Here is a 22,947-nt window from a genome sequence, read left to right on the forward strand (position 1 = left end):
TGGTGCAATGTTGGTCTATAGCAGTCCCAGAAGCGCTACCAGCAAGACAGGAGGCGTGATGACCAGCCCGACCTTCATATATTCTCCCCAGCCTATCTTTACCCCTTTTTGAGCGAGAACATGCAGCCAGAGCAGGGTAGCAAGCGAACCGATAGGCGTCATTTTGGGTCCCAGGTTCGAGCCCAGGATATTGGCATAGACCAGTGCTTCATTCCCGACATACCCCACATGGTCGATCGCGATATCCATGATCATGATCGTCGGCATATTGTTCATCACGGAACTGATGAATGCGGATAAAAAACCGGTTCCTATCACTGCCACAGCCGTTCCCTGTGTGTTGAGACCGGTGATCCATGAGGCGATCACCTCTGTCAGGCCGGCATTTTTCAGTCCGTAGACCACGACATAGAGCCCGATACTGAACCACACCACCTGCCACGGTGCAGCTTTGATGGTCATGATGGGCTTTGTTGCTTTGAAATGTGTCGCGATAGCCAGAAAGATCAGCGCTCCGCCTAACGCAAAAACGGAAACAGGAAGATTGTAAAGGTCACCGACAAAGTAGCCGATCATCAGGAGCGCCAAAAAGAACCAGGAGAGCTTGAACATCGTTTGGTTCTTGATGACCGAAGAGGCTTCGGGCAGCGCAGTGACATCGACCTTTAAAGGGATGTCTTTTCGGAAATAGATCCACAGCACGGCAATGGAAGCGAAGATCGACAATAGGTTGGGTAAAAACATATTTTTTGCATATTCGACAAAACCGATATCAAAATATCCGACTGTGACGATATTGGTCAGGTTGGAAATGACCAGGGGATTGGATGCACTGTCGCCTATAAACCCTCCCGCCATCAAAAAGGCGAAAATAGCCAGCGGATCCATTTTGAGGTATTTCATCTTTGCAAGCAGGATAGGGGTGAGGATCAGTGCCGCACCGTCATTGGCAAAGAATGCCGCAACCAGCGCTCCCAAAAGAAGGATATAGACGAACATCCTGTTGCCGCTGCCTTTAGAGAGCTTTGCCATCTTTATCGCTGCCCACTCAAAAAAACCTATCTGGTCCAGTACCATCGAAAGAATGATGATCCCGATGAATGCCAGGGTCGCATCCCATACAATGTCAATCACTGTAAAAACATCCGTATAGCTGACCACACCGGCTATCAGTGCGATGATCGCTCCTATCACTGCCGTGGTACCGATCTGAAGTCCTTTAGGCTGCCATATCACAAAGATCAGGGTGACCAAAAAGACCGAAACTGCTAAAAACATACTAAACTCCCAATGAACAAATTTGTAGAACTATAGCGAAAATCAAATAAATATATAAAGATATCTTGATTTAATGATGAAAACCTGCTACAATTTTCTAAATTTTAAAGAGATGGAGAACATTATGAAGAGGTTGCATATACATATTTCAGTAGAGGATCTGGAGAAAAGTATAAAGTTTTATACGGCGCTTTTTGGCATGGAGCCTACAAAACGCAAAGAGGATTATGCACAATGGCTCGTAAATGATCCTGCTGTAAATATGGCGATATCTTCCGGCAGGGATAAAAAAGGTCTGAACCATTTAGGTCTGCAGGTGGACAGTGACGAAGCAGTACAGGAGCTTGAAGATAGACTTCAGGCTGCCGGTGTTTCAGGAGAAAAACAAAAAGAGGCCGTATGCTGCTATGCAAGATCCAACAAGTATTGGGTGCAGGATCCTGAAGGTATTATCTGGGAAAATTACCACACGATGGAGCAGGTAGAGGTTTTTGGAGGAGACAGCTTTACCGGGGGGACCGGATGCTGCGAACCCTCTTTCAGTGCAAAGGGACAGTGGTCAACAGATAAAAGCTGCTAGATCATGGATATTTTCTTAAAAAGTGTTGCGGCACTGAATGACGAAACCAGAGTAAAGATCCTGCGTTTTCTTGATACCTACGGGGAAACCTGCGTATGTGACATGCAGTCATCTTTCGATATGCTGCAGTCGCGCCTCTCACGTCACCTTAAGATCCTGAAGGATGCAGGATTTTTACGGGTGGAGCGTAAAGGGACCTGGGCCTATTACTCCATCAGAACACCCTTGGACCGCTTTCGCAGTGAAGCATTGGAAGAGATCCGTTGTCTGGATATCGAACTTCCTGCTTTGAACAAAATATCACAAACCGGGGGATGTAAAGTATGAAAAAAAATGTATTGATCTTATGTACGGGAAACAGCTGCCGTTCCATCATGGCAGAGGCACTGATCAATGCCAAGCTTGGTGACTGTGTCGTTGCCCAGAGTTCAGGTGTCAAAGCAAGCGGCAAAGTAAACCCGCATGCCCAGGCACTGTTGGAGTCAAAAGGCTACTGGAGAGATGACTATCACTCAAAGGTCATCGAAACCGTGCTGGATACGCCATTTGATCTTGTCGTCACCGTATGCGACCATGCCAATGAGACATGCCCTATGTTCCCTAAAGCGGTAAAGACGATACACGTAGGGTTTGAAGATCCGAGCGGCAAGGCAGTAGAAGAGTATGAAAAGACGCTCGATCTGATCGAAAAAGAGCTGCTGCCTGTCATCAAAGAGGAGCTTTGCTGAATTTGGTATGAAGTCTGATGAATAGATAAAAAGACCAAGTGGTCAAAAAGTATCTTTGATGCCATTCTCCTTGGGAAAATAGCTTAAAAACCTTGATTTCATCTTTAAGTGTTACAATACTTCAAAATGGTTGGATCTCTTTGATGATTCAGAGGGTTCCGTCTATTGGCATATGGCTGTAATACGAATATTTGAAGGATCTCCATGGAATACCTCACTGAATTTTTCACCGCACTGATAGAGCTGAGCAATGCGATGGCTCCCTACATACTTTTCGGTCTGCTTTTTGCGGGTATTTTGCATGAATTCGTACCAGATACCCTTGTCACCAGACATTTAGGCAAAAGCAATATATTCTCTGTCATCAAAGCCACACTCTTCGGCATCCCTCTGCCTGTGTGTTCATGCGGGGTGATCCCTTTGGCGACAAGCATCAAAAAGAGCGGGGCCAGCAAAGGCTCGACGCTTTCATTCCTGATCTCTACACCGATCACGGGAGTAGACTCCATTTTGGCGACCTACGGGATATTTGGATGGGTATTTACCATTTACCGCGTGATCACCTCCATGATCATAGCGATGGTGTCAGGTATTTTGGCCAACCTTTTTGATAAAGAGGAAAGAGTTGAAACACCAGCATTTTCAGCAGTGAAAGCTTCCACTGCCTTCTCTCCTGCTTTTTCCATGCAGAAAAAAGAAGAAACAGGTGAAAGCTGCTGCAGCACCGCAGCTTCATGCTGTGCAACAGAAGCAAAAAGCTTTTGGCTCACCAGTGCTTTACGCTATGCGTTCGTTACCCTCTTGGGTGACATTGCCAAGCCGCTTTTATGGGGATTGATCATCGGTGCCTTGATCACGGTAGCGATCCCCCAAAGTTTCAGTGAAATCCTGATCGAGTATTCGTGGCTCTCCTATCTTATCGTGATAGCCATTGCGGTGCCGATGTATGTCTGTGCGACGGCCTCTTTGCCTATCGCTGCGGGACTGATGCTTTCTGGGGTGAGTGCAGGGGCGGCCTTTGTATTTCTCTCTGCAGGCCCGGCAACCAATACGGTGACGATAGGCGTGGTGAAGAAAATGCTTGGAACACGCTCGCTTGCTATCTATCTGGGGAGTATCGTGGTGGGAAGCATCGTGTTCGGATTGGGACTGGATTACATTTTTTCCGCCTCTGAGATCGATCCTGCCTCGTTGGTCCATATGCATGAAGAAGCAGGCGTTGTGGCGATAGTGAGTTCTGTGATACTGTGGGGGCTTGTGGGGTATCTGCTGCTTAGACGAAAAGCCTAAACAAGAACGACAAAGGGTTTAAAGTCCGATAGTTGTACCCATGGAGACACTTCCATGGACACCTGTTTCGCTGTCCGCATACAATCCAGTCGCAGCCGCCTCATTTCCTGATACAGCTACTCCGCCTATACCTACACCGACCCTGGGAGTGCAGGCTGATAATACAAGCATTAGAAGCATAGACAGACCAAAGATTTTCATATCAGTTTCCTTTATTGAAAAGCAAAAAAATACCCAGCGACACAGCGGATACGATAATGATAGAGGCTCCGGAGGTCAGATCATAGGTATAGGAGAACCACAGCCCACCAAGAGTAAAGAGTGTCGCTATGGCTCCGGAAAGGAACATCATCGAAAAAAGAGAAGTGGAAAGTTTCTCCGCGATATAAACAGGGATGGTAAGCATGGCGATGACCAGAATGAGTCCGACGACCTTGATGGCGATGACGACCGTCAGTGCAGAGAGTATCAGTATCAGTGTATAGAAAAATCTTACATTGACATTGCGCAGCGCTGCGTACTCGCTGTCATACGAGACGGCGAGTATATCTCTGTACCAGAAGGTGATGACAAAGAGTATCAGGGCCAGCAGGAACCCCATGAAGTAGAGGTCTTCGGTCGTTACCGCCAAAATGGAGCCAAAAAGGTAGCTCATAAGGTCGACATTGTATCCGGGTGTAAGGTCCACGAAGATCACCCCGATGGCCATCCCGACAGCCCAGATAAGTCCGATAAAGGTATCGATACGGTGACGTTTCTTCAGGGTAAGTGCCGCTATCAGCAGGGCAGCCCCCACGGCAAATATCGACGCACCCAGGAAGATCGGAAGTCCGAAAAAGACTGCAAGACCGATCCCGCCGTAAGAGGTATGGGCAATGCCTCCTGCCAAAAATACCATGCGGTTCACTACGATCAGCGATCCGATGATACCGGCAGCAAAACTGACAAGCAAGCCTGCAAGAAGGGCATGCTGCATAAATTCGAACTGTAAGGCTTCGATCATTTCACCGCCCTCCATTTGACCGTTTCTTCCTCTTCACAGGTATTGCAGTTCTCGGCACTGAGCATTTGAAGCAGTTCCACTTCACAGAAATGCTCATCCTCATCGTGGGTATGGAACGTATGTTTCTTGTCAGATATATCGTGGTAAGCGAGTATTTTATTGACATGGGCCGCTTTGTTCGCATATTGCAGGATGACCGATATATCATGACTGACCACAATGACCGTGATGTTCCGATTCAGTACTTTCAGCAGTTCATAGATCTCTTTCTGTCCCGTCTGGTCGATGCTGGAGGTCGGTTCATCGAGTATCAGTATCTTCGGGTGGGCACAGAGCGCACGTGCGATCATCACCCTTTGGCGCTGCCCGCCTGAGAGTGCACCTATCTTTGTCTGTGCAAACTGCTCCATTCCTACCTGTGCAAGGGCACCCATGGCACAGTTCATTTCATCTTTGCCATAGCCAAAGAGAGGTCTTTTCCCTTCTACATGCCCCATCATCACCACTTCGATGACCTTGATAGGGAAATCCGTATTGATGTTGGTGTTCTGAGGCACATAGCCTATATAGGAAAGACTTTTGGACGGTTCTTTACCCAGTACAGAGATGCTGCCTTTTTTAACTCTGTACATACCCAGGATAAGTTTTATCAGGGTCGATTTGCCTCCGCCGTTGGGACCGATGATCGCTAAAAAATCTTTTTCCTCTACGGTCAGATTAATGTCTTCCAGGATCATCTGCTTGTCGTAAGCAAATGAAAGATCTTTTACCTCTATGACAGACATGCTAGTTTTTGCCTGCTATGGCATTGGCAATGTTTATCAGGTTTTCAGACCAGTTCGGCGCCAGCGGGCTCACTTTTACCACAGGGATCTGCAGCTCTTTGGCGATGACCGTGGCCGTAGTGTCTGAAAACTCCGGCTGTGTAAAGATGGCTTTGACCTTCTCTTCTTTTGCCTCTTTCAGCAAGTGTATCAGTTCTTTGGGTTTAGGCTCTTTCCCTTCCACCTCCACAGCTATCTGTGTGAGATGATAGGCTTTGGCAAAGTATCCCCAGGAGGGGTGGAATACCATAAAACTTTCTCCGTCGGCTACAGAAGAGAGGATATGTTTGATCTTTCTGTCTGTTTCATCGACGGAAGCCAAAAAGAGCTCCAGATTTTTTTGATAGTACGCTTTGTTCTCCGGGTCTTTTTGTATCAGGGCTTTATAGATATTCTCTGCGATGATCTTCACGTTCGCGGGAGCGGTCCAGATATGCGGATCTTCTCCCTTATGGTCATGCGCATGTGCATCTTCACCATGATGTGCCTCATCCGCATCTTCTTCATGATGTTCTTCTTCCCCGTGATGCTCCTCATGCTCTGCTTTGGACTCCTCACAGTGTTGTACCTGCATCTGCATTTTGGTAATGTGGTCTGCAAGATCGATGACCTGCATTCTCGGATTCAGGTCTTGGAACTTGGGCAGCCAAACCGCTTCGAACTCTACATCGATAGCAAAGTAGAGATCCGCCTTGGTGATGTCCACCATCTGAGAGGGCTTTGGTTCATAGTTATGCGGTGAGTTTCCGGGCTGTACCATCAGCGATACATTGACCTTGTCGCCTCCGATGGCCTTGACAAATGTCTGTTCAGGCAGGATGCTGACCACAGCGTTGATGTTTGAGAAGACATAGCCGGTTGTTAGTAAGAAGATAAGTGTAATTTTTTTCATGCAGATATTATAGCGCAAGTGTAATGATAGATGGACTATGTATCCTAAATATTTTTTATCATCAACAGGTAGTACAGATCGTATCTGGAGCGTGATGGACCGTGTTAAAAGGATACGCCCACTCCATCATCTTCAGAAAGTATGATCTCGCTTTCATTGAAGACGATGGATGTCTTGGCCGGATGAGATGCCAGGAGGCTTACTGCATCGAGGTCAAGCATCGTGATGACATCCGCTTTGGCGGAAGCCACATGAACACCGGCAGCAACAGAAATGGGACCTTCCAGCATGCAGCCTATCATGCATTTGACCCCGAATTCCTTGGAAAGATCGGCCAGTTCCAGTGCCTGTGTGATACCTGCGGTTTTTGCGAGTTTGATGTTGACATAGTCTACGGCCTGCATCTCAAGGACTCTTCTGGCATCTTTGACCGAAAAGATCGACTCATCCGCAAGCAGGGGAGTCTGCACCCTCTCTTTGATGTATTTGAGCCCCTCTATGTCCTCTGCGGGGACAGGCTGTTCTATGAACTCGGCGATGATGCCCTGTTTTTCCAGAGCATGCAGGAGTGTGACGCTCTCTTTGGCTGTCCATCCCTGATTGGCATCAAGCCTCAAGGCTATATGGGGATCCAGTGCATGGTGGATGGCGACGACACGTTCTATATCTTTTTTTGGGTCATCGCCTATTTTGATCTTCAGCGTGTCATAGCCAAGTCTCACGGCATTCAGGCTGTCTGAGATCATCTTGTCTATGGCACCCATACTGATCGTGATGTCGGTGCGGAACGCTCTTTTTGCCCCGCCCAGCATTTGATAAAGAGGCTGTTTGGCAGCCTTGGCCTTCAGGTCGTAGAGGGCTATTTCCAGTGCGGATTTGGCGGTGGTGTTTTTAAGGATCCGGGCATGTATATTATTTAATATAGTATCGAACTCCCCGATCTCAAGACCCAGGATGAAAGGCTTGAGATATTCGATGGCAGAGATCATGGACCCCATGGTCTCACCTGTGATGACAGGGGTAGGTGCACCTTCACCGTACCCTACAGAACCATCATCGCATTCGATGATCACCACAAGGTCTTCAAGAGTATCTACACGCCGCAAAGAGGTGATGAAAGGAGTTTTAAGCGGGGCTTTTAAGGTGGCGGTTCGTATGTTGGCTATTTTCATATTGTATTGTATCTAAAGATCTTTATTTATATTGATATTTGTACGATCTATAAAGCTTTCTATTTCTTTGCAGACACGCTCAAAATGTTCATGCAATATCCAATGTGAGGCATCACTGATATGTACTGACTTGAAGGTACCGGTAAAAAATATCTCCATATTGTCAGTGAGACGTCGATCCAACGGTGGATCTTGGTCACCCCAGAGCAACAGGGAAGGAACAGGAATTTTTCCGAATTGTTTCCTGCCCATAGCAGCACGCACTACGCCCATACCGAATTCTCCGAATGTATTGGCACGGTAGTAGTTTATGCTGCTTGTCAGTGCTCCTGGCTTTCTTAATGCAGCCTTGTAATGCTCAATGTCTTCGTTACTGAAGGCATCTTTTTTTCTTGCCCATGAACGGAAGTTGTGTTCCAGCCATGCGAAGTTGCAGCAGCGCATCGCCCATTCCGGAAGCAGCGGAAGTTGAAAAAAATAAATATACCAGGATCTAAGCATCTGCCTGAGATTGAGGAGGGGATTTTTTCGTATATTAGCAGCATAGCTGCCACGGTGCGGTGAGTTGATAACGATGGCTGCATCGATCTTTTCAGAGTAGTGTTCCGCAAGTTCCCATACAACCGAACCGCCCCAATCATGTCCGACAACGATGGCTTTTTCATACCCGAAATGATGTATAAGCTCCAGTACATCGTTCATCAGATATTTCATTTCATAGGATGATCTTGCATGGGGTTTGTCAGAATCGTTAAATCCACGCATATCAGGCGCGACGACATGAAAACCCTCTTTTGAAAAATGGCTGAGATAGGGCTTCCAGACATACCAATATTGGGAAAATCCATGCAGGAAGATCATCAATCCTTTTGGATTGTCGGGTTTTTCTTCCATATAGTGTATGCGGAGATCTTTTTCATACGAAGTTTTTGATGAGATGGTCAGAAATGATCGTTGCATAGAATCCTCTCAAGTGTGTATCAGCCCTGCAATATATTCAATGAACATCATATCTCAAATATTGTACAAAATCAAAATCAGCGGACCACTTTTGTATCTGTTTATTGATAAAAGTCTGTCAAGATGACATACTATTGCCTTGGGTTAACGTCTGCTATGAAACTCCTGCGATCATCTCCAACACTTTTCCCACCATCAGACCGCCAAAGGTCCCTACGATGTATCCCATCATCGCCATCAGTACACCTATGGGGATGAGCGCCTTTGAGTAGGCAGAGGCGAGGATAGGGGCAGAGGCTACGCCGCCTATATTGGCTAAAGAGGCGACACCCAGAGAGAAGAGGTCCAGCCTGAAGAGTCTGGCAAAGAGTACCATGATGGCTAGATGGATCGCTATGATGACAAATCCGGCCAGGATGTAGAGCGGTGCCTCTGTCAGTTCTGTAAAGTTCGCACGTGAAGCGATCAGCGCAACGATGAGATAGAGCATCATGTTCCCCAGCAGCGCGCTTCCCGACAGTTTTGCCAAAGGGGTCATCGCAAAGAGTATTCCTGCAAGCGTCGCAAGGATGACGACCCAGGTGGTAGCGGTGAGAAAGGATGTCACAGGGAGATAGTCTGCGCCATACTGTGCCAAACGGGAGATGATCAGGGCGGAGATGAGCAGAAGGAAGAGGGAAACAAAACTTAGGGGCTTTTGATGCCTTTCTTTCAGTGCCAGCCTTTTGCCCACCTCGTCTATGACCGAAGTATCGGCTCTGCTCCAGAGATTGAATGTGTTGGCAAAAGGAACAAGAGCCAAAAGTATCATCACCCAGATGGCGTAGTCTATGGAGTCTATCAGCAGGGTATACCCCATGGCAGAGTCGGGCAGGTCCAGCGCGCCCTGTATCGCGACCATATTTCCGGTACCGCCCATCCAAGAGCCTGAAAGTGCGGTAAAAGGCTTCCATGCACCGGGTTCAAAATAGCTGTGGAAGAGGGTAAACATGCCGATGAAACCTATGGCAATGCTCAATGATGCCAGAAAGAAGGTCAGCAGCATTCTCTTACCGAGTTTCAAGATCTCCCGCATATCGGCAGAGAGCAGCATCAGGAAGATCATCGCAGGTAGGAGGTTGGATTTCAGCAAGGTGTAGGCAGCGTTCACCGGCTCGCTTTTTTGCCATACACCCAAGGTGGACATCAGCATGACAGCAAAATAGAGGATGACAATGGCAGGCAGGTACTTGAAAAGTTTCGCCTGTGTCCGTTTTTCCAGAAAGACGATAGCCAACGCGGTCAAGGCCAGTACAGTGACATACAGTGCTCCGTTCTCTATCATCCTCTTCCTTGATATTATATAATATATTAATTGCCCATATGGGGGTATTATAGCGTATTACAAGAGATAAGAAAGAGGATTGTTAAAAATCGATTAACCAACATTTTTTATAATTTTTTTCAAAAAATGACTGACAGAATTTTACACTAAGGAGCAGAGCATGTTCAGCAAAAAAATATCTTTTTTGATCCTGCCTCTACTGGCAGTGAGCGCACTTCAGGCTGAAGATCCTTTTTCGGCGGATCCGTTCGGAGATGAGATCTTTAAAGAGATGTATCAGATGCAAAAGGAAATGGATAAGATCTTTGAGCGTATGCATCAACGGATGGAAGAACGTACGAAGCAGTGGAACTATCCGCCAGGAACGCGTCTGATACCCGATGACAGAGGTCTAAACCGGAGCACACTGGTCGATAAGGGTACCTACTATGAATACAATACGCAGATTCCCGAAGGCAAAAATAACCAGATCGATATTTCGATAGAAGAGGGAATATTGCATTTCAAAGCAAAGGTGGACAGGGTAAACCAAACAGAGCAGGCAGATAGAAAAACGCAGCAGCGTTTCGTCAGTATGGTACAGCGCAGTGAGACCCTGCCCGAGGATGCAGACCCGAGCAGTTTAAAAAGTGAATATCAAAACGGTGTGCTTGTCCTGACACTGCAGAAAAAGAAGCATCTTAAATATCCTGCTTTGAAAGAAGAGAAGCAAGAGGTATCCCCGCCAGTGCAGAAGGTACCTGAAAAAGAGGAAACAAAAGAGACCAATGGGAAAAAAGAGAACAATCGAACGAAAGTGGTGGTACCGCACACCAGTTCACATGTCTAGGAGAGTAATCCAAGCCCCAACGCACGTATCTCTTCATATTTGTGAAACTGAAAGGTCTTGTACGCTTTGGTTTCTGGCTCTATGAGGTATATTTGATCCTGCAGATGGGAGAGGTTCGTTTTCGTCTGGTTATAAATTAGCAGCCTGATGGATTTTTCAAACATTTCCAGCACATTGACCGTTTTGAAAAAGTTGTCCGGCAAGGAACTGTCGAAAGCATTTTTCCCCTGGACATCGACGGCAAGAATGGTATCGAACGTGGCCTCAGTGACACCCAGATTTTCACAAAGAAAGCCATCACCATAGGTGTCTGCGCTGATCGTATGTTCCTTGAATATGCCCGGTATCGCCATCGTACAGAGCAAGGCCTCTGTGATGGTGACATCATCGGAGGCGTCAAATACTTTTTTATCACCGTTATGCAGGTTGGTGGCGATCAGTTTGAGCGGTATGTCCGTCTCTTTCATTTTTCTGTCCTGGAAGATACCATCGAATATTTTGGCCACCTTTGCATTGTCTATCACCGCATTGCCCGAGAAAGAGAACTTGACCCAGCTAAAAACATCCGCAAAACGTTTGATATGCCCGTAGATCTCTTTTTCTTTCATCCCTATGGACAGACAGGCACCGATGATGCCTCCCATACTGGTACCGACGATCTCGTCAGGTACCAGGTGGGCTTTCTCAAGATCATGCAGCACACCCAAATGCGCAATGCCCAGTGCACCGCCGCCTGAGAGCACCAGTGTGAAATTTTTGTCTTGTAATTCCTTGATCATGAAAGCATTATAACGTAACTCTTTTTGACATGCGTGTGATTTTTCGTTTCCCATTTATGTTATAATCAATGTAGAAAGTATTGTGACAGAGGAGTTTCCCATCGACGTGACGCCTTTACAATTCATAAGTACCTACTTTTTGGTCATCCTTACGGGTATTTTTGTCTTCTCTGCCTTGAGCCATATGCTCTATCAGAAACGCTCCCCCACCAGCATGATCTCATGGATGCTGGCCATTTTCCTTTTTCCTTTCGTAGTCGCGCCGCTCTATTTTATCATCGGTATACGCAAACGTGAATCGAAACACAAAAAAGGGTATGTCACGTTTGGCCAGGTTCCTGAACATCTTCCTTTTCAGCTGGATGATCCCCATCATGCTTTTCAGAATATTTTGAATAAGAACGGTATTCCTTTGGCAACGAAAGGAAATACCTTTGAACTGATCACTGACGATACCGAAGCCTACCATCGCATACTCAAGGAGATCGATGATGCAAAGCAGAGTATCTATATCTGCACCTATATCTTTGAGTTCGACCGAACGACCAAAGAGATCCTCGATGCTTTAACGAAGCGGTCCAGAGAGGGAGTTAAAGTGAGACTGCTTATGGACCTCGTAGGTTCTTTTGGCGCAAATATGAACCCACAAGGTTTCAAGGCATTGAAAGAAGCAGGGGGAGAAGTGGCATTTTTTACCCCCATTTTAAAAAGGCCGTTCCAAAACTATATCAATCTCAGAAATCACCGGAAGATCTATCTTTTTGATCATGATACCGTGCTAAGCGGGGGCATGAATCTCAGTAATGACTATATGGGAGAGAAAGACGGTAGCAAACGCTGGCAGGACCTTTTGTACTGTCTGAAAGGGCCTTCGGTAGATCATTTTTATCACATTTTCCACAATGACTGGGGCTATGCAAGCAAAGAAGAAGATAAAGATGCCCATCGGTACACTGGTGCCTATGAAGGTGAAAGCGTAGTGCAGGTGGTCCCTTCAGGACCGGATATTCCCAGTGATGCACTCTATGAAGCGCTTTTAAATGCCATCTATAACGCCAAAGAGCGTATCTGGATCGTCACTCCTTATTTCGTACCGGATGAAAATATCATACAGGCACTGGTGATCGCACAGCATAAAGGTGTGGATGTGAAGTTGATCACGCCAAAAGATTCGGATCATCTCCTGGCAGATATGGTAAGAAGTTCCTATATGCGCGAACTCGATGAGATGGGTGCCGATGTCGTTCTGTATGAAGGAGAAATGCTGCATGCCAAAGCCATACTCTTTGATGACATAGGAGGCATGGTAGGGTCGGTCAATCTCGATAACCGCAGTCTTTTCCTTAACTATGAAGTGGTAAGCTTTGTCTATTCTTCTGAGTTCATAGAGAGCATTGAAGGGTGGATGAACACCTTGATGCAGGATTCAAGCAGGGGGATGCAAAAGCCTTCCAAGGGCCGTGAAGCGCTGGAAAATATCCTGAAAGTCTTTGCCCCTTTACTCTGATGTTCGTACCTTCCATCCTTCAGCACCGTTCCTGTCGTCTGAGCTGCAGCCTCTTTGTGCCTGATACCTTTGGCGTGCTTTGCTGGAATGTCTACAAGCAAAATACAAAACATCCGGGTTTTCAGCCTTTCCTGCAAAGACTGACCAAAGAACAGCAGATCGATTTCTTGCTTTTTCAGGAAGCCAACTTCAGAGAGGACCAGCACTTCATACTGCCTGATTTCTCTTTTGATGCTGCCGCCAATTTGGAAATCCGCGGAGAGTTCTACGGTGTCCTGTCTGCAAGCAGGGTAGAGTCCAAAAGCGCGCAGGCGTATCTTTCTGAAGGAAGAGAGAGTCTGATCGGTCCTCACAAGAGTCTGCTGTTAAGCACGTACCATTTTGAAGATGGAGGCACGCTCCTGATACTCAATATCCATGCGATCAATTTCCGGGAGAACAAACACTACTACAGAGAACTCGAACGCTTTTTGGAATTGATAAAGGACCATGAGGGGCCGATGATCATCGCGGGCGATTTCAACAGCTGGAATAAAAGACGCCTGCGAAGGCTGCATGAGGTCAGAGAAGCGTTAGGACTCACTTCGGTACCGTTCGAGCAGATAGACAAGGTAAAGTCCTTTATGGGGAACCATCTGGATTTCATCTTTTACCGCGGTGTCGAACTGATGAACTTTTCTTTGCATAAATACCATAAGGTCTCTGACCACCATCCGCTGGTTGCAGAGTTCAGGAAGATAGGTTAAGTTCTACTTCTTGCCTTTTGCGGGTTTTTTATTGGCAGAAGGGTGTGTGTTCTGTCCCCTTCTTTTCTGTATTTTCTGTTTATGGTAGTCAAACCCGCCTTTTCTTTCGATCAGTGATTTTTTCTTTGGCTGTTTTTGCCTTGGCTGTGTGTCTGTCAGCTCAAATCCCGGATAGATCTCCCGTTTGATATTGAGCTTCAGGTCTCTCTCCATCTTTGAAAAAACATTGTAGTCTTTGGTGGTCAGAAGAGAGATGACCGAGCCTTTGTGGTTGGCCCTGCCGGTTCTTCCTACACGGTGGGTAAAGTCGTCTGTACCTTCAGGCATGTCGTAGTTGATGACCATGGCAAGCTCTTTGATGTCTATGCCGCGTGCTGCGATATCCGTAGCGACCAACACCTGTGTCTTTCCGCTCTTTAAGAGTGCCAGGGATTTTGCTCTGGCCCCTCTGGTGAGGTCCCCATGTATGATGGAGGTACGTATGTGATGGTCTTTGAGGTATTCATAGATATGGTTGGCAGATTCTTTGCTGCTGGCAAACAAAAGCACCTGCTCCATATCCATATCCTGAATGAGTCTGACCAGCAGTTCCGCTTTCCTCTTTTTGTCCACTTTATAGGCACGGTGTGCGATGAAGTCGACCACATCCCGTCTCTGGCTCACTTCAACGACAGCAGCATCGCGCATGAACTCTTTGCCGAGCTTTTTGATATTCTGTGAAATGGTCGCAGAGAACATCATCATTTGTCTGGGTTGTTTGCAGTGCTTGAGTATCGTCTTGATCTCATCCAGGAAGCCAAGGTCCAGCATGGTGTCGGCTTCATCCAGTATGACCGTGTTGATATGTTCCAGGTTGATCTTTTTGTCCTCTATGAAACTTTGCAAACGGCCGGGCGTTGCCACAACGATGTCTGCGCCTTGCGAAAGCCGGGAGAGCTGGGTACTTTTGGGTATGCCGCCCAGTATCTTTACATTGGTGATGTCCAGGTATCTGCTGAGTTCACTGATCGTTCTTGAAACCTGATCCACCAGTTCGATGGTAGGCACGATGATCAGCGCTCTTAGGACCTTCTGGTCCTTTTTAACGATCTTGTTCAGTTTGTTGAGCAGGGGAAGTACATAGGCAGCGGTCTTCCCTGTCCCGGACTTGGATGCGCCCAGCAGGTCCACACCTTTGAGTGCCAGGGGTATCACTTTATTTTGTATGGCAGTGGTCTGTTCGTACTTCGCGTGCTTGACGGCTTTTAAAATATCAGGGTGTAAATTGAGTTGTTCAAATGATTTGATGGTAGTTCCTTTGGTGCAAACGCTTCCCGGGCAAAGCCCAAAAAATGACGCTAATGCGGTGTTACCTTCAGCAGGCAACTATACGATTGATCGTATTTGATGCATATTTGTACGTATTATAGCGTATTAGTTCAAAAGCGTGTAAAAATCTTCGGGAGCATCACTTTCAAAGCGCATGGGTTTTTGAGTGACAGGGTGGATAATGGTCAGCTTTTTTGCATGCAGTCCCATTCTCTCCCCCTTGGTTCCATAGCGTTCATCTCCGATGATGCTGTGTCCCAGCCAGGCCAAATGGGCACGTATCTGATGCTGTCTCCCCGTTTCTATGCTAACCTCCAACAGGGACCTGTCAGGAGTGGTTTGTTTCACGCTGTAATGTGTCACGGCATGTTTGGCCTCAGGATGCCTGCCTACATGCATACGGTACTCTTTCTCATCCGGTCTCAACGGCTGATCAATGGTACCTGTTGTTTCTTTCGGACACCCTTCTACTATCGCCAGGTAGACCTTCTCGGAGATACTCCATTTGTCCATCACCGCTTCTCTCATTGCTTTGGAGGTGGCAAAAAGCAGAACACCCGATGTCTCTCTATCGAGCCTGTGCACAGGCCACAGCTTCACATCCTTTTTCCCGCGTGAGAGTTGATTTCTGAGTAGGGCAAGCGCATGCTGTTTGTTCTCTGTGGCGTTGGCCACAGACAAAAGACCCGAGGGTTTATGGATAGCGATGAGATCTTTGTCCTGGTAGAGGATCTCTAATTTTTGTATGGTTTGTGCCTGCGTGGAAGTTTTTTGGATGACACCCACTTCCACCATGTCCCCCGGTCGCAAAAGGAGATCATGTTTGGTAGTGATCTCGCCATTCACGCGGATACTGGAGCCCTGCAAACGTTGTTTGATGGTTTTTTTGGACCAGCCTTGAAGATGTGCAAAAAGAAACTCAAGAAGCTTGCTTTGGTCTTTTACTGTGAATTTCTCTGCCATAGGCCGGTCCCTTTTTTGTGGAGTGATCTTGCTGTGTTGCTTTGAGAGACATGCTTTCATCTCTTCTGACCCGTTGACAGTAGAAATCATCTAATTATTGGTGCCATTATACCATAGGTAGGAGTCGGACGTCTACCTTCTCTTACGCCCTCTATATCCCCCGTACGTTGCTGATCCCGATCCTCTTTTGTTTTGAACATGGCACTCATCACAAATGGAGAATCTGTAGGAAAAGTCCAGTACTTTTCCGCATCTTCGGCATTTTTTGGTGAAGTGTCCCTGTCTGAGCGAGTTTTCTATGAACTGGTTCAACCTCGCTCTGGCTGCGATGGCTTTCTCCGTATCTTCAAAAATGTCCGGAAATTTGAAGGAGAGCCACAGATAGAGGGAGATCTCTCTTACTCTGTCCTCGGCATTGAGCAGCATGTCGTTCGTCTGTGCAAATGCAGGGAGGTCGCGGGGAGGGATGTAGAGTACTTTCCCACCTGCTTCGATCTGGCGGATGTAACGGTGAAATACCGATTCTATGTAAGGGGACGAAATACTTGCCGGTGCACAGGAGAGATAAAAACGCGTTTTAAGGTCCAGATCATATTCGCTGACGATCGCGGCGATCTCAAGCATCGCATCAATGTTCGCTGCGACAAAAGGACCTTCAAACTCCATGTTCTCTGCAAAAAAGGCAAGGATCTCGAGTATATTTTCTGTTTCGAGTATCTCTCCTATCAGCATGACATGGTCCAGACTTGCCATTACAGAGACAGGGAGTTTGATGTCAGGTAGCGGAGCGTCAAAGGCAGCGGCGATGGTGGTCAGTGCATTTTCATCCAAAGCGCCTACATATCCTTTTTCCTCAAAACCGTAACGTCCTGCCCGTCCTGAGATCTGCTGTACTTCCGTAGGAAGCAGTTCGCGTCTGCGCAAGCCGTCAAATTTGTTGTCTTTGGAGAAGAGCAGGGTCCTGATGGGAAGGTTCAGTCCCATGGCTATGGCATCTGTGGCAACGAGTATCTGGCTTTCACCTTCCCTAAAACGCCTTGCTTCCTCACGTCTGACCTCGGGAGAGAGGTTGCCGTAAACCACTGAAACAGAGTACTTTTCGCTGAGCTGCTGTTTCAGGGAGAGCACGTCACGTCTGGAAAATGCCACGAGCGCCGTCTGCGGTTTGATCTGTTTCAATGAGGTAGGGGTGTCTAACATGACCAGTTCATTTTTACGCTCGAAGTGGATGACCTCCAGCTCTTCTCCCAGATAGTCACAGAGCTCTTCTATGGCATGCAGCGCATCCCTGGAACCTGTGAGTATCACTTTTTTTGCCGGTACACCTATCAGTGCGTTCGCCCACGCCCAGCCTCTGTCCCTGTCACTGATCATCTGGATCTCGTCTATGACACAGACATCAACATCCACAGAAGTATTCATCATCTCTATCGTAGAAGAGATATGGGTGGATTCTTCGTCTATGATCTCTTCCTCTCCCGTGATCAGAGAGACGCCTACGCCGGCACTTTTAAGGTTTTCATACCCCTCCAGTGCAAGAAGACGCAGTGGTGCGAGGTAGTAGCCTGTTTCGGCAGCTTCCAAAGCTTTAAGCGCAGCATAGGTTTTTCCTGAGTTCGTCGGACCGACATGGAAGATTATCTTGCGTTTGAGCTCACGCGCAAGAGGGAAAAGGTTCTTAAAGTCACGGATGGTCTTGGCCAGAAGCTCTTCACGCTTCTGCTTCTCAAGCAGGGGTCTGATGTATTCTCCAAAATGGAAGAGTATGCGCCGTTTACTTTTTTCTTTAAATTTCAGTACCCTCGAAGAACGTATCTGCGGCTCGATAAAACGAACGATGAACTCATAGAAGGTCTCTTCGTCTATATCGAGCTTGCTGCTCTCTTCGTGCATTTCATAGAGCACATCCTCTATGGCGACCCTGAAGTGCTCGAGCAGGTCATCATTGACCCTGTTGATATCTTCTTTGACAGGAGGTTCCTCTCCTCTCCATATGAGATTGTAAATGAAAGGTTTTTCGTACGAAACCGAGGTCATATAATAGAGGGTCGTACCAAAAAGCTCATGGTTCTTCTCCTTCTCTATCATGATATGGTCCGTACTTTCAAACACCTCGTATTTGTCACTGATGCCGGTCAGTATTCTTTCGATAGTGTCAAACGCAATGGGCGCATGGAAGAGCAGTGATTCCGGAGGCATGCTTCGAAGGGAGGCATTGATCTCTTCCTCACTGAGATAGGGGTGTTCGGTCTCTTTGATATGGCTGAGAAAATGTTCGATCTCTGCGGCTTTCTTTTCGATGGTCTGCGCTTTGATGTCCTGGAGTCTGCTGACGATCTCTTCGTCGTTCAAATGCCACAGTTCATCCATCGGCAGGGTACTGGTGGTACATAGAAGCAGTTTATTGAAGTCGAAGCTGTTGAGCGCGAACGTGAAACTGTGGTAAAACTCCATTTCATTCAGCGAATTAAATTCCACATCCAATGACTTCTCCAGGCTCTGGAGCTTCTCTTTCATACGTAGGTAGGCAAGCTTGTTGAGGACCTTCTCTTCGGTGATCTTGGCACTTTTCACATCTATAAATGCTTCGAGCAGCAGATTTTCCTCATGCTTGCTGTAGGGGACATCCCCCAGGAGCTGAAGGATCTTTTCCACTTTATCCAAAGGGCGTTTATGGATATCCCCGCTGTAAGGAATGGCTTTATAGCTCTTTGTAAGGTACGAGACTATCATTTCTCTCGATCTGGCTTCGCCTTCGCTCCATACACGTCTGAGTGCACGTACCATCTCTTCTCTGGTGTGTGAGGGAAGGGTGATCTCCAGCAGCATGATAAGCTCTATCAGTTTATCCTCGTCCAGCGTGTCCACTCCTTCGTCAAAGGGCAGTCCGTTAAAATAGTTTCGTATTTTGTTGTTGAGTTTTATAAGGTATTTTTTCTTTTTCTTTGCCATAATATTTTGCTGTTCTTTATCTTTTTCTTTAGTATAGCATGAAAAATCGTTCCTTGTCTCTAGTCGATGGTTAAAATATCGACGAGTTCCACCCCATCACACTCTTTTTTGAGACGTTTGTGCTTACGCGCATCCTCTTCCGCCAGTACCACCAGGTCTGCAAAATCATTTTTGCTGACGGTCATTTCATACACGACCTTGCTTGTTTTCATATAAACCTCTGTATCCTCTTTGCAAGAGAGAGCAAGGTTTCTGAGTCCCTTGGCAAACTCGCTCTTAATGGTCTTTTGCACTTTGTCATTCGCCAGTATATCAGCCAGACTCAGCGTTTCATTGACATCATTTTTACACATGACCGTGTACATCACTTTTATCATACCGTCCACCATTCACTCCTTCTTTGTATAGGTGTATCATAGTCTATTATATAGAAAGTCGCTAAAAAGATGTCATATTGTCATATTTTCCGCTCAGTAGGGTGATCAAGTGATGATGTGATATGTGTTATAAAGATGATAGATGGTATCCCCACGAGGACTCGAACCTCGAGCTAGGCCTTAGGAGGGCCCTGCTTTATCCTGTTAAGCGATGAGGACGCAGTAGTAATAGTTACGGAAGTCTAACATGAAATAGATAAATCTATCTAAGGGAAATGCTGAAGAAGCATTTCCCGGGGAGGTTTTGTATATTTTACTGCAGTACGTTTGACTTGATGACCATCAGCTTGTCTTTGCTCATCTCTTCCATAGAGTAGGGGATACCTCCCAGACCAAGCCCTGAAGCTTTGGCCCCGCCAAACGGCATCCAGTCCACTCTGAACGCCGTATGGTCATTGACCATCACAGTGGTGCCGTTCAGACGTCTGACAGCGTGAAGCGCCATATCTATGTTTTTGGTGAAGACAGAAGCCTGGAATGAGACTTCGAGGCTGTTTGCGGCGTCAAAAGCCTCTTCGACATCTTTATAGCTGTAGATGCATGCCACCGGCCCGAAGACCTCTTTGGTGCTTACCTTGGCATCTTTCGGAGGATTGAGCAGGATCGTTGCCGCATAACAGCTCTCTCCTATTTTTTCACCCCCACATAGCAGCGTAGCACCGCCATCTACCGCTTCTTTTACCCAGGTATCTATGCGGTCCACTTCCTTATGGCTGATGATCGGCCCGATCTCTGTCTTCGGATCGAGCGGATCACCCACCACCATCTTTTGGGCTGCAGCACTGAGACGTTCGGTAACCTCTTCAGCGATGCTCTCATGCACATAGATACGCTGCACCGAAACACACACCTGCCCCGCATGGTAAAATGCACCTTTGGCCAAGGCAGGGATGAGATCATCAATATCCGCATCCGGCTCGACGATGACAGGTGCCACCCCTCCATGTTCCAGCCCGACACGTGTACCCGGAGATACCTTTGAGTTCAGATACCAGCCTACCGGGGCCGAACCGATAAAGGTCAGGTAGTCTATCTTCTCATGGGTCGCGAGGTATTCGCTCTCAGGTATTTCGCCTATGAGGACCTGGCACCATGCCTTGGGAAGACCTGCTTCATACAGAATATCCACAAAGTTCAGTGTCGACATCGGGGTCAGCAGAGAGGGTTTGATGATCACCGGCGAGCCAACCGCAATGGCAGGCACCGTTTGGTGTACACAGAGATTTAAAGGATGGTTGAAAGCAGAAATAGCCGCTACGACACCGATAGGCTCTTTCATCGTGTAGGCCATGCGGTTCGCAGAACTTTTGGTATGTCCCATGGCTATCTCTTTACCTTCAAACACCCCCATGTGCTCTATGGCAAGTTTGACCCCGTTAATGGCACGCTCTACTTCAACCTTTGAATCCATATACGGTTTCCCGCCTTCGCTGGCAGCAATCCTGGTCAACTCTTCGATACGTGAGGTCATGATCTCCACGGTTCTTTCCAGGATAGCGACACGTTCGTATTTGGGAAGCCATTTGCTTTGGTCCTCATACACTTCCCGAGCAAGGTCGAGTGCCGCATCAACATCCTGTTTGCTCATCAGTGTCAGGTCTTGTAAATGACGCCCGTCATAAGGCGATGTAACAGTAATAGTTTCCATGATTATCCTCCAAATTTAAATTGAACCTTCTGTATAACCCAAAGGTCTATACCAGACAGGCTTTGTTCTTCAGCAGTTCGGTCAAGATGGCATGGTTCAGCGAATAGTCCACTGCCAGATCGATCAGGTGAACCCCTTTTGAGTCCAACACTTTACCCAAAATTTCAATAAACTCTTCAGTGGATCCCGGACGATGACCGTTGGCACCGTACGATCTTGCATAGCTGATAAAGTCCGGGTTGTTATATTCCAGGCCGTAGTCATCGAACCCCATACCTTCCTGTTTCCATCTGATCATGCCGTAAGCGCTGTCATTTAAAATAATGACCACGAGATCCAGACCCAGGCGAACTGCCGTTTCAAGCTCCTGGGAATTCATCATAAAGCCGCCGTCACCACACACGCTCAGGACCTTTTTTTCAGGGTGTACGAGTTTGGCAGCGATAGCAGAAGGAAGTCCTGCACCCATCGTGGCCAGTGCATTATCCAGGAGCAGGGTGTTGGGTTCATAGCACTTATAGTTTCGTGAAAACCAGATCTTGTATATGCCGTTGTCGAGTGTAACAATACCGTCTTTAGGCATAAGATCACGAACGCATTTGACCGCACGCTGCGGCAGAATGGGAAAGCGGTCATCTTTGAAATACTTGGTGATATGCGATCGTGTTTCCTCGATGACACGTTTGTAGTATTCAAAGTCCCAGTGCTCAGGCACTACAAGTTCTCTGTGCAGGGCAGTGATCGTGCCGGCGATATCACCGACCAGGTCCATCTGGGGAAAATAGGTCGCATCGACGTTGGAACTGCCGAAGTTGATGTGTATCACCTTTGTACCGCCTTTTTTCATAAAAAACGGCGGTTTTTCGACCACATCATGACCGATGTTAATGATCAGGTCCGCTCTGTCAATGGCACAGTGCAGGTAGTCATTCTCTGACAGCGCAGCGGTCCCCAGACATAAAGGATGGAACTCGTTGATGACACCTTTACCCATTTGTGTAGTGAAGAAGGGAATGCCCGAGCTGTCTATAAAGTCTTGCAGGGAAGTGCAGATCCGTGTCCTGTTCGCACCGGCACCTATCAGGATCAGCGGCCGTTGCGCACTTTGGATCATCTCTAAAGCTGCATCAATGCTTGCTTTGGAAGGTATGGGGTAGCGTACCCTCTGCACTTCAAAGATGTAGGTATCGCACGTTTCTCTGGCAATATCCTCAGGCAGTTCTATATGGACAGCACCGGGACGCTCCTCCTGTGCCAGCTTGAAGCTTTCGCGTACCATGGAAGGGATGTTGTTCCCGTTTTGGACCGTTTTGGTGTATTTGGTAAGCGGCCTCATCATCTGCACGGTATGAATGATCTGGAAACGGCCCTGTTTGCTTTTTTTGATCGGTTTTTGTCCCGTGATCATCAGCATGGGCATCCCGCCGAGATTGGCATAGGCAGCTGGGGTGACCAGGTTGGTGGCCCCGGGTCCGAGCGTTGACATGCAGACGCCGACCTTGCCCGTAAGCCGTCCATAGGTAGCAGCCATAAAACCGGCTCCCTGTTCATGGCGTGTCAGGATGAGTTGAATGGAAGAGTTCTTTAAAGAGTTCAACAGGTCCAGGTTCTCTTCTCCGGGGATACCGAAGATATATTCTACCCCTTCATTTTCCAATGCTTTCACAAACAGGTCCGATGCTTTTATATCCGATGATTCTTTATCAAATGATTTCATGGGCTACCCT

General features: G+C 47.2%; 22 protein-coding genes and 1 tRNA gene. 7 read left to right on the forward strand and 16 right to left on the reverse strand.

Going from position 1 to position 22,947, the window contains the following annotated elements; translation table 11 throughout:
• Positions 1-15 precede the first annotated feature (15 nt).
• Positions 16-1,278, reverse strand: a complete 1,263-nt coding sequence (locus VIM88_RS05465; protein WP_331861876.1) for an arsenic transporter — start codon at positions 1,276-1,278, stop codon at positions 16-18.
• 124 nt (positions 1,279-1,402) lie between these two features.
• Between VIM88_RS05465 and VIM88_RS05470 the strand changes: the two genes are divergently transcribed.
• From VIM88_RS05470 to VIM88_RS05485, 4 genes are all read left to right on the forward strand, one after another.
• Complete coding sequence (locus VIM88_RS05470; RefSeq protein ID WP_331861877.1) at positions 1,403-1,858, forward strand: ArsI/CadI family heavy metal resistance metalloenzyme; 456 nt, start codon at positions 1,403-1,405, stop codon at positions 1,856-1,858.
• A gap of 3 nt (positions 1,859-1,861) precedes the next feature.
• Positions 1,862-2,185, forward strand: coding sequence for a metalloregulator ArsR/SmtB family transcription factor (locus tag VIM88_RS05475; protein WP_331861878.1), 324 nt, complete (start codon positions 1,862-1,864; stop codon positions 2,183-2,185).
• Positions 2,182-2,586, forward strand: coding sequence for an arsenate reductase ArsC (locus tag VIM88_RS05480; RefSeq protein WP_331861879.1), 405 nt, complete (start codon positions 2,182-2,184; stop codon positions 2,584-2,586). The genes VIM88_RS05475 and VIM88_RS05480 overlap by 4 nt, the downstream gene beginning before the upstream one ends.
• 204 nt (positions 2,587-2,790) lie before the next feature.
• Positions 2,791-3,876 carry an SO_0444 family Cu/Zn efflux transporter gene (locus VIM88_RS05485; protein ID WP_331861880.1) on the forward strand — a complete coding sequence of 362 codons (1,086 nt, stop codon included), beginning with the start codon at positions 2,791-2,793 and terminating at the stop codon, positions 3,874-3,876.
• 18 nt (positions 3,877-3,894) lie between these two features.
• On the opposite strand, the gene VIM88_RS05490 is transcribed toward VIM88_RS05485, so the two are convergent.
• The 7 genes from VIM88_RS05490 to VIM88_RS05520 all read right to left on the reverse strand — a co-directional run bounded on the left by VIM88_RS05490 (position 3,895) and on the right by VIM88_RS05520 (position 10,051).
• Complete coding sequence (locus tag VIM88_RS05490; protein ID WP_331861881.1) at positions 3,895-4,077, reverse strand: hypothetical protein; 183 nt, start codon at positions 4,075-4,077, stop codon at positions 3,895-3,897.
• A 1-nt stretch (position 4,078) separates the two neighbouring features.
• Positions 4,079-4,879 carry a metal ABC transporter permease gene (locus VIM88_RS05495; protein ID WP_331861937.1) on the reverse strand — a complete coding sequence of 267 codons (801 nt, stop codon included), beginning with the start codon at positions 4,877-4,879 and terminating at the stop codon, positions 4,079-4,081.
• Positions 4,876-5,664, reverse strand: coding sequence for an ABC transporter ATP-binding protein (locus VIM88_RS05500; RefSeq protein WP_331861882.1), 789 nt, complete (start codon positions 5,662-5,664; stop codon positions 4,876-4,878). Before VIM88_RS05500 ends, VIM88_RS05495 begins: the two co-directional genes overlap by 4 nt.
• Position 5,665: 1 nt before the next feature.
• Complete coding sequence (locus VIM88_RS05505; protein WP_331861883.1) at positions 5,666-6,595, reverse strand: metal ABC transporter solute-binding protein, Zn/Mn family; 930 nt, start codon at positions 6,593-6,595, stop codon at positions 5,666-5,668.
• Between the two features lie 104 nt (positions 6,596-6,699).
• Positions 6,700-7,767, reverse strand: coding sequence for a dipeptide epimerase (locus VIM88_RS05510; RefSeq protein ID WP_331861884.1), 1,068 nt, complete (start codon positions 7,765-7,767; stop codon positions 6,700-6,702).
• A gap of 12 nt (positions 7,768-7,779) precedes the next feature.
• Positions 7,780-8,727 carry an alpha/beta hydrolase gene (locus VIM88_RS05515; RefSeq protein WP_331861885.1) on the reverse strand — a complete coding sequence of 316 codons (948 nt, stop codon included), beginning with the start codon at positions 8,725-8,727 and terminating at the stop codon, positions 7,780-7,782.
• Positions 8,728-8,881: 154 nt separating this feature from the next.
• Positions 8,882-10,051: a DUF819 domain-containing protein gene (locus tag VIM88_RS05520; protein WP_331861886.1), complete on the reverse strand. Its 1,170-nt coding sequence runs from the start codon at positions 10,049-10,051 to the stop codon at positions 8,882-8,884.
• A 160-nt stretch (positions 10,052-10,211) separates the two neighbouring features.
• On the opposite strand from VIM88_RS05520, the gene VIM88_RS05525 reads away from it, so the two are divergent.
• The gene (locus VIM88_RS05525; protein WP_331861887.1) at positions 10,212-10,880 is read left to right on the forward strand and encodes an Hsp20/alpha crystallin family protein; all 669 of its coding nucleotides are present in this window, start codon (positions 10,212-10,214) and stop codon (positions 10,878-10,880) included.
• On the opposite strand, the gene VIM88_RS05530 is transcribed toward VIM88_RS05525, so the two are convergent.
• Entirely contained in the window at positions 10,877-11,659 is a 783-nt protein-coding gene (locus VIM88_RS05530) for a patatin-like phospholipase family protein (protein ID WP_331861888.1), read from the reverse strand. The two genes, VIM88_RS05525 and VIM88_RS05530, sit on opposite strands and share 4 nt — an antisense overlap.
• A gap of 82 nt (positions 11,660-11,741) precedes the next feature.
• Between VIM88_RS05530 and VIM88_RS05535 the strand changes: the two genes are divergently transcribed.
• On the forward strand, positions 11,742-13,166 hold the full coding sequence (locus VIM88_RS05535) for a phospholipase D-like domain-containing protein (protein ID WP_331861889.1): 1,425 nt from the start codon (positions 11,742-11,744) through the stop codon (positions 13,164-13,166).
• Positions 13,166-13,912: an endonuclease/exonuclease/phosphatase family protein gene (locus tag VIM88_RS05540; protein ID WP_331861890.1), complete on the forward strand. Its 747-nt coding sequence runs from the start codon at positions 13,166-13,168 to the stop codon at positions 13,910-13,912. Before VIM88_RS05535 ends, VIM88_RS05540 begins: the two co-directional genes overlap by 1 nt.
• Positions 13,913-13,915: 3 nt before the next feature.
• On the opposite strand, the gene VIM88_RS05545 is transcribed toward VIM88_RS05540, so the two are convergent.
• From VIM88_RS05545 to VIM88_RS05575, 7 genes are all read right to left on the reverse strand, one after another.
• Entirely contained in the window at positions 13,916-15,277 is a 1,362-nt protein-coding gene (locus VIM88_RS05545) for a DEAD/DEAH box helicase (RefSeq protein ID WP_331861891.1), read from the reverse strand.
• 48 nt (positions 15,278-15,325) lie between these two features.
• Positions 15,326-16,273: an RluA family pseudouridine synthase gene (locus tag VIM88_RS05550; RefSeq protein WP_331861892.1), complete on the reverse strand. Its 948-nt coding sequence runs from the start codon at positions 16,271-16,273 to the stop codon at positions 15,326-15,328.
• Positions 16,274-16,315: 42 nt separating this feature from the next.
• Positions 16,316-19,135: a helicase-related protein gene (locus VIM88_RS05555; RefSeq protein ID WP_331861893.1), complete on the reverse strand. Its 2,820-nt coding sequence runs from the start codon at positions 19,133-19,135 to the stop codon at positions 16,316-16,318.
• Between the two features lie 59 nt (positions 19,136-19,194).
• Positions 19,195-19,512: a hypothetical protein gene (locus VIM88_RS05560; RefSeq protein WP_331861938.1), complete on the reverse strand. Its 318-nt coding sequence runs from the start codon at positions 19,510-19,512 to the stop codon at positions 19,195-19,197.
• 143 nt (positions 19,513-19,655) lie between these two features.
• Positions 19,656-19,731: transfer RNA gene (locus tag VIM88_RS05565), tRNA-Arg, on the reverse strand.
• Positions 19,732-19,825: 94 nt separating this feature from the next.
• Positions 19,826-21,220 carry an aldehyde dehydrogenase family protein gene (locus VIM88_RS05570; protein WP_331861894.1) on the reverse strand — a complete coding sequence of 465 codons (1,395 nt, stop codon included), beginning with the start codon at positions 21,218-21,220 and terminating at the stop codon, positions 19,826-19,828.
• A gap of 46 nt (positions 21,221-21,266) precedes the next feature.
• A complete protein-coding gene (locus VIM88_RS05575; protein WP_331861895.1) occupies positions 21,267-22,937 on the reverse strand; it encodes an acetolactate synthase large subunit in 1,671 nt (556 codons plus the stop codon).
• Positions 22,938-22,947 lie beyond the last annotated feature (10 nt).

This window comes from Sulfurovum sp. (assembly GCF_036568385.1).
In the GTDB taxonomy this organism is placed as follows: Bacteria; Campylobacterota; Campylobacteria; order Campylobacterales; family Sulfurovaceae; genus Sulfurovum.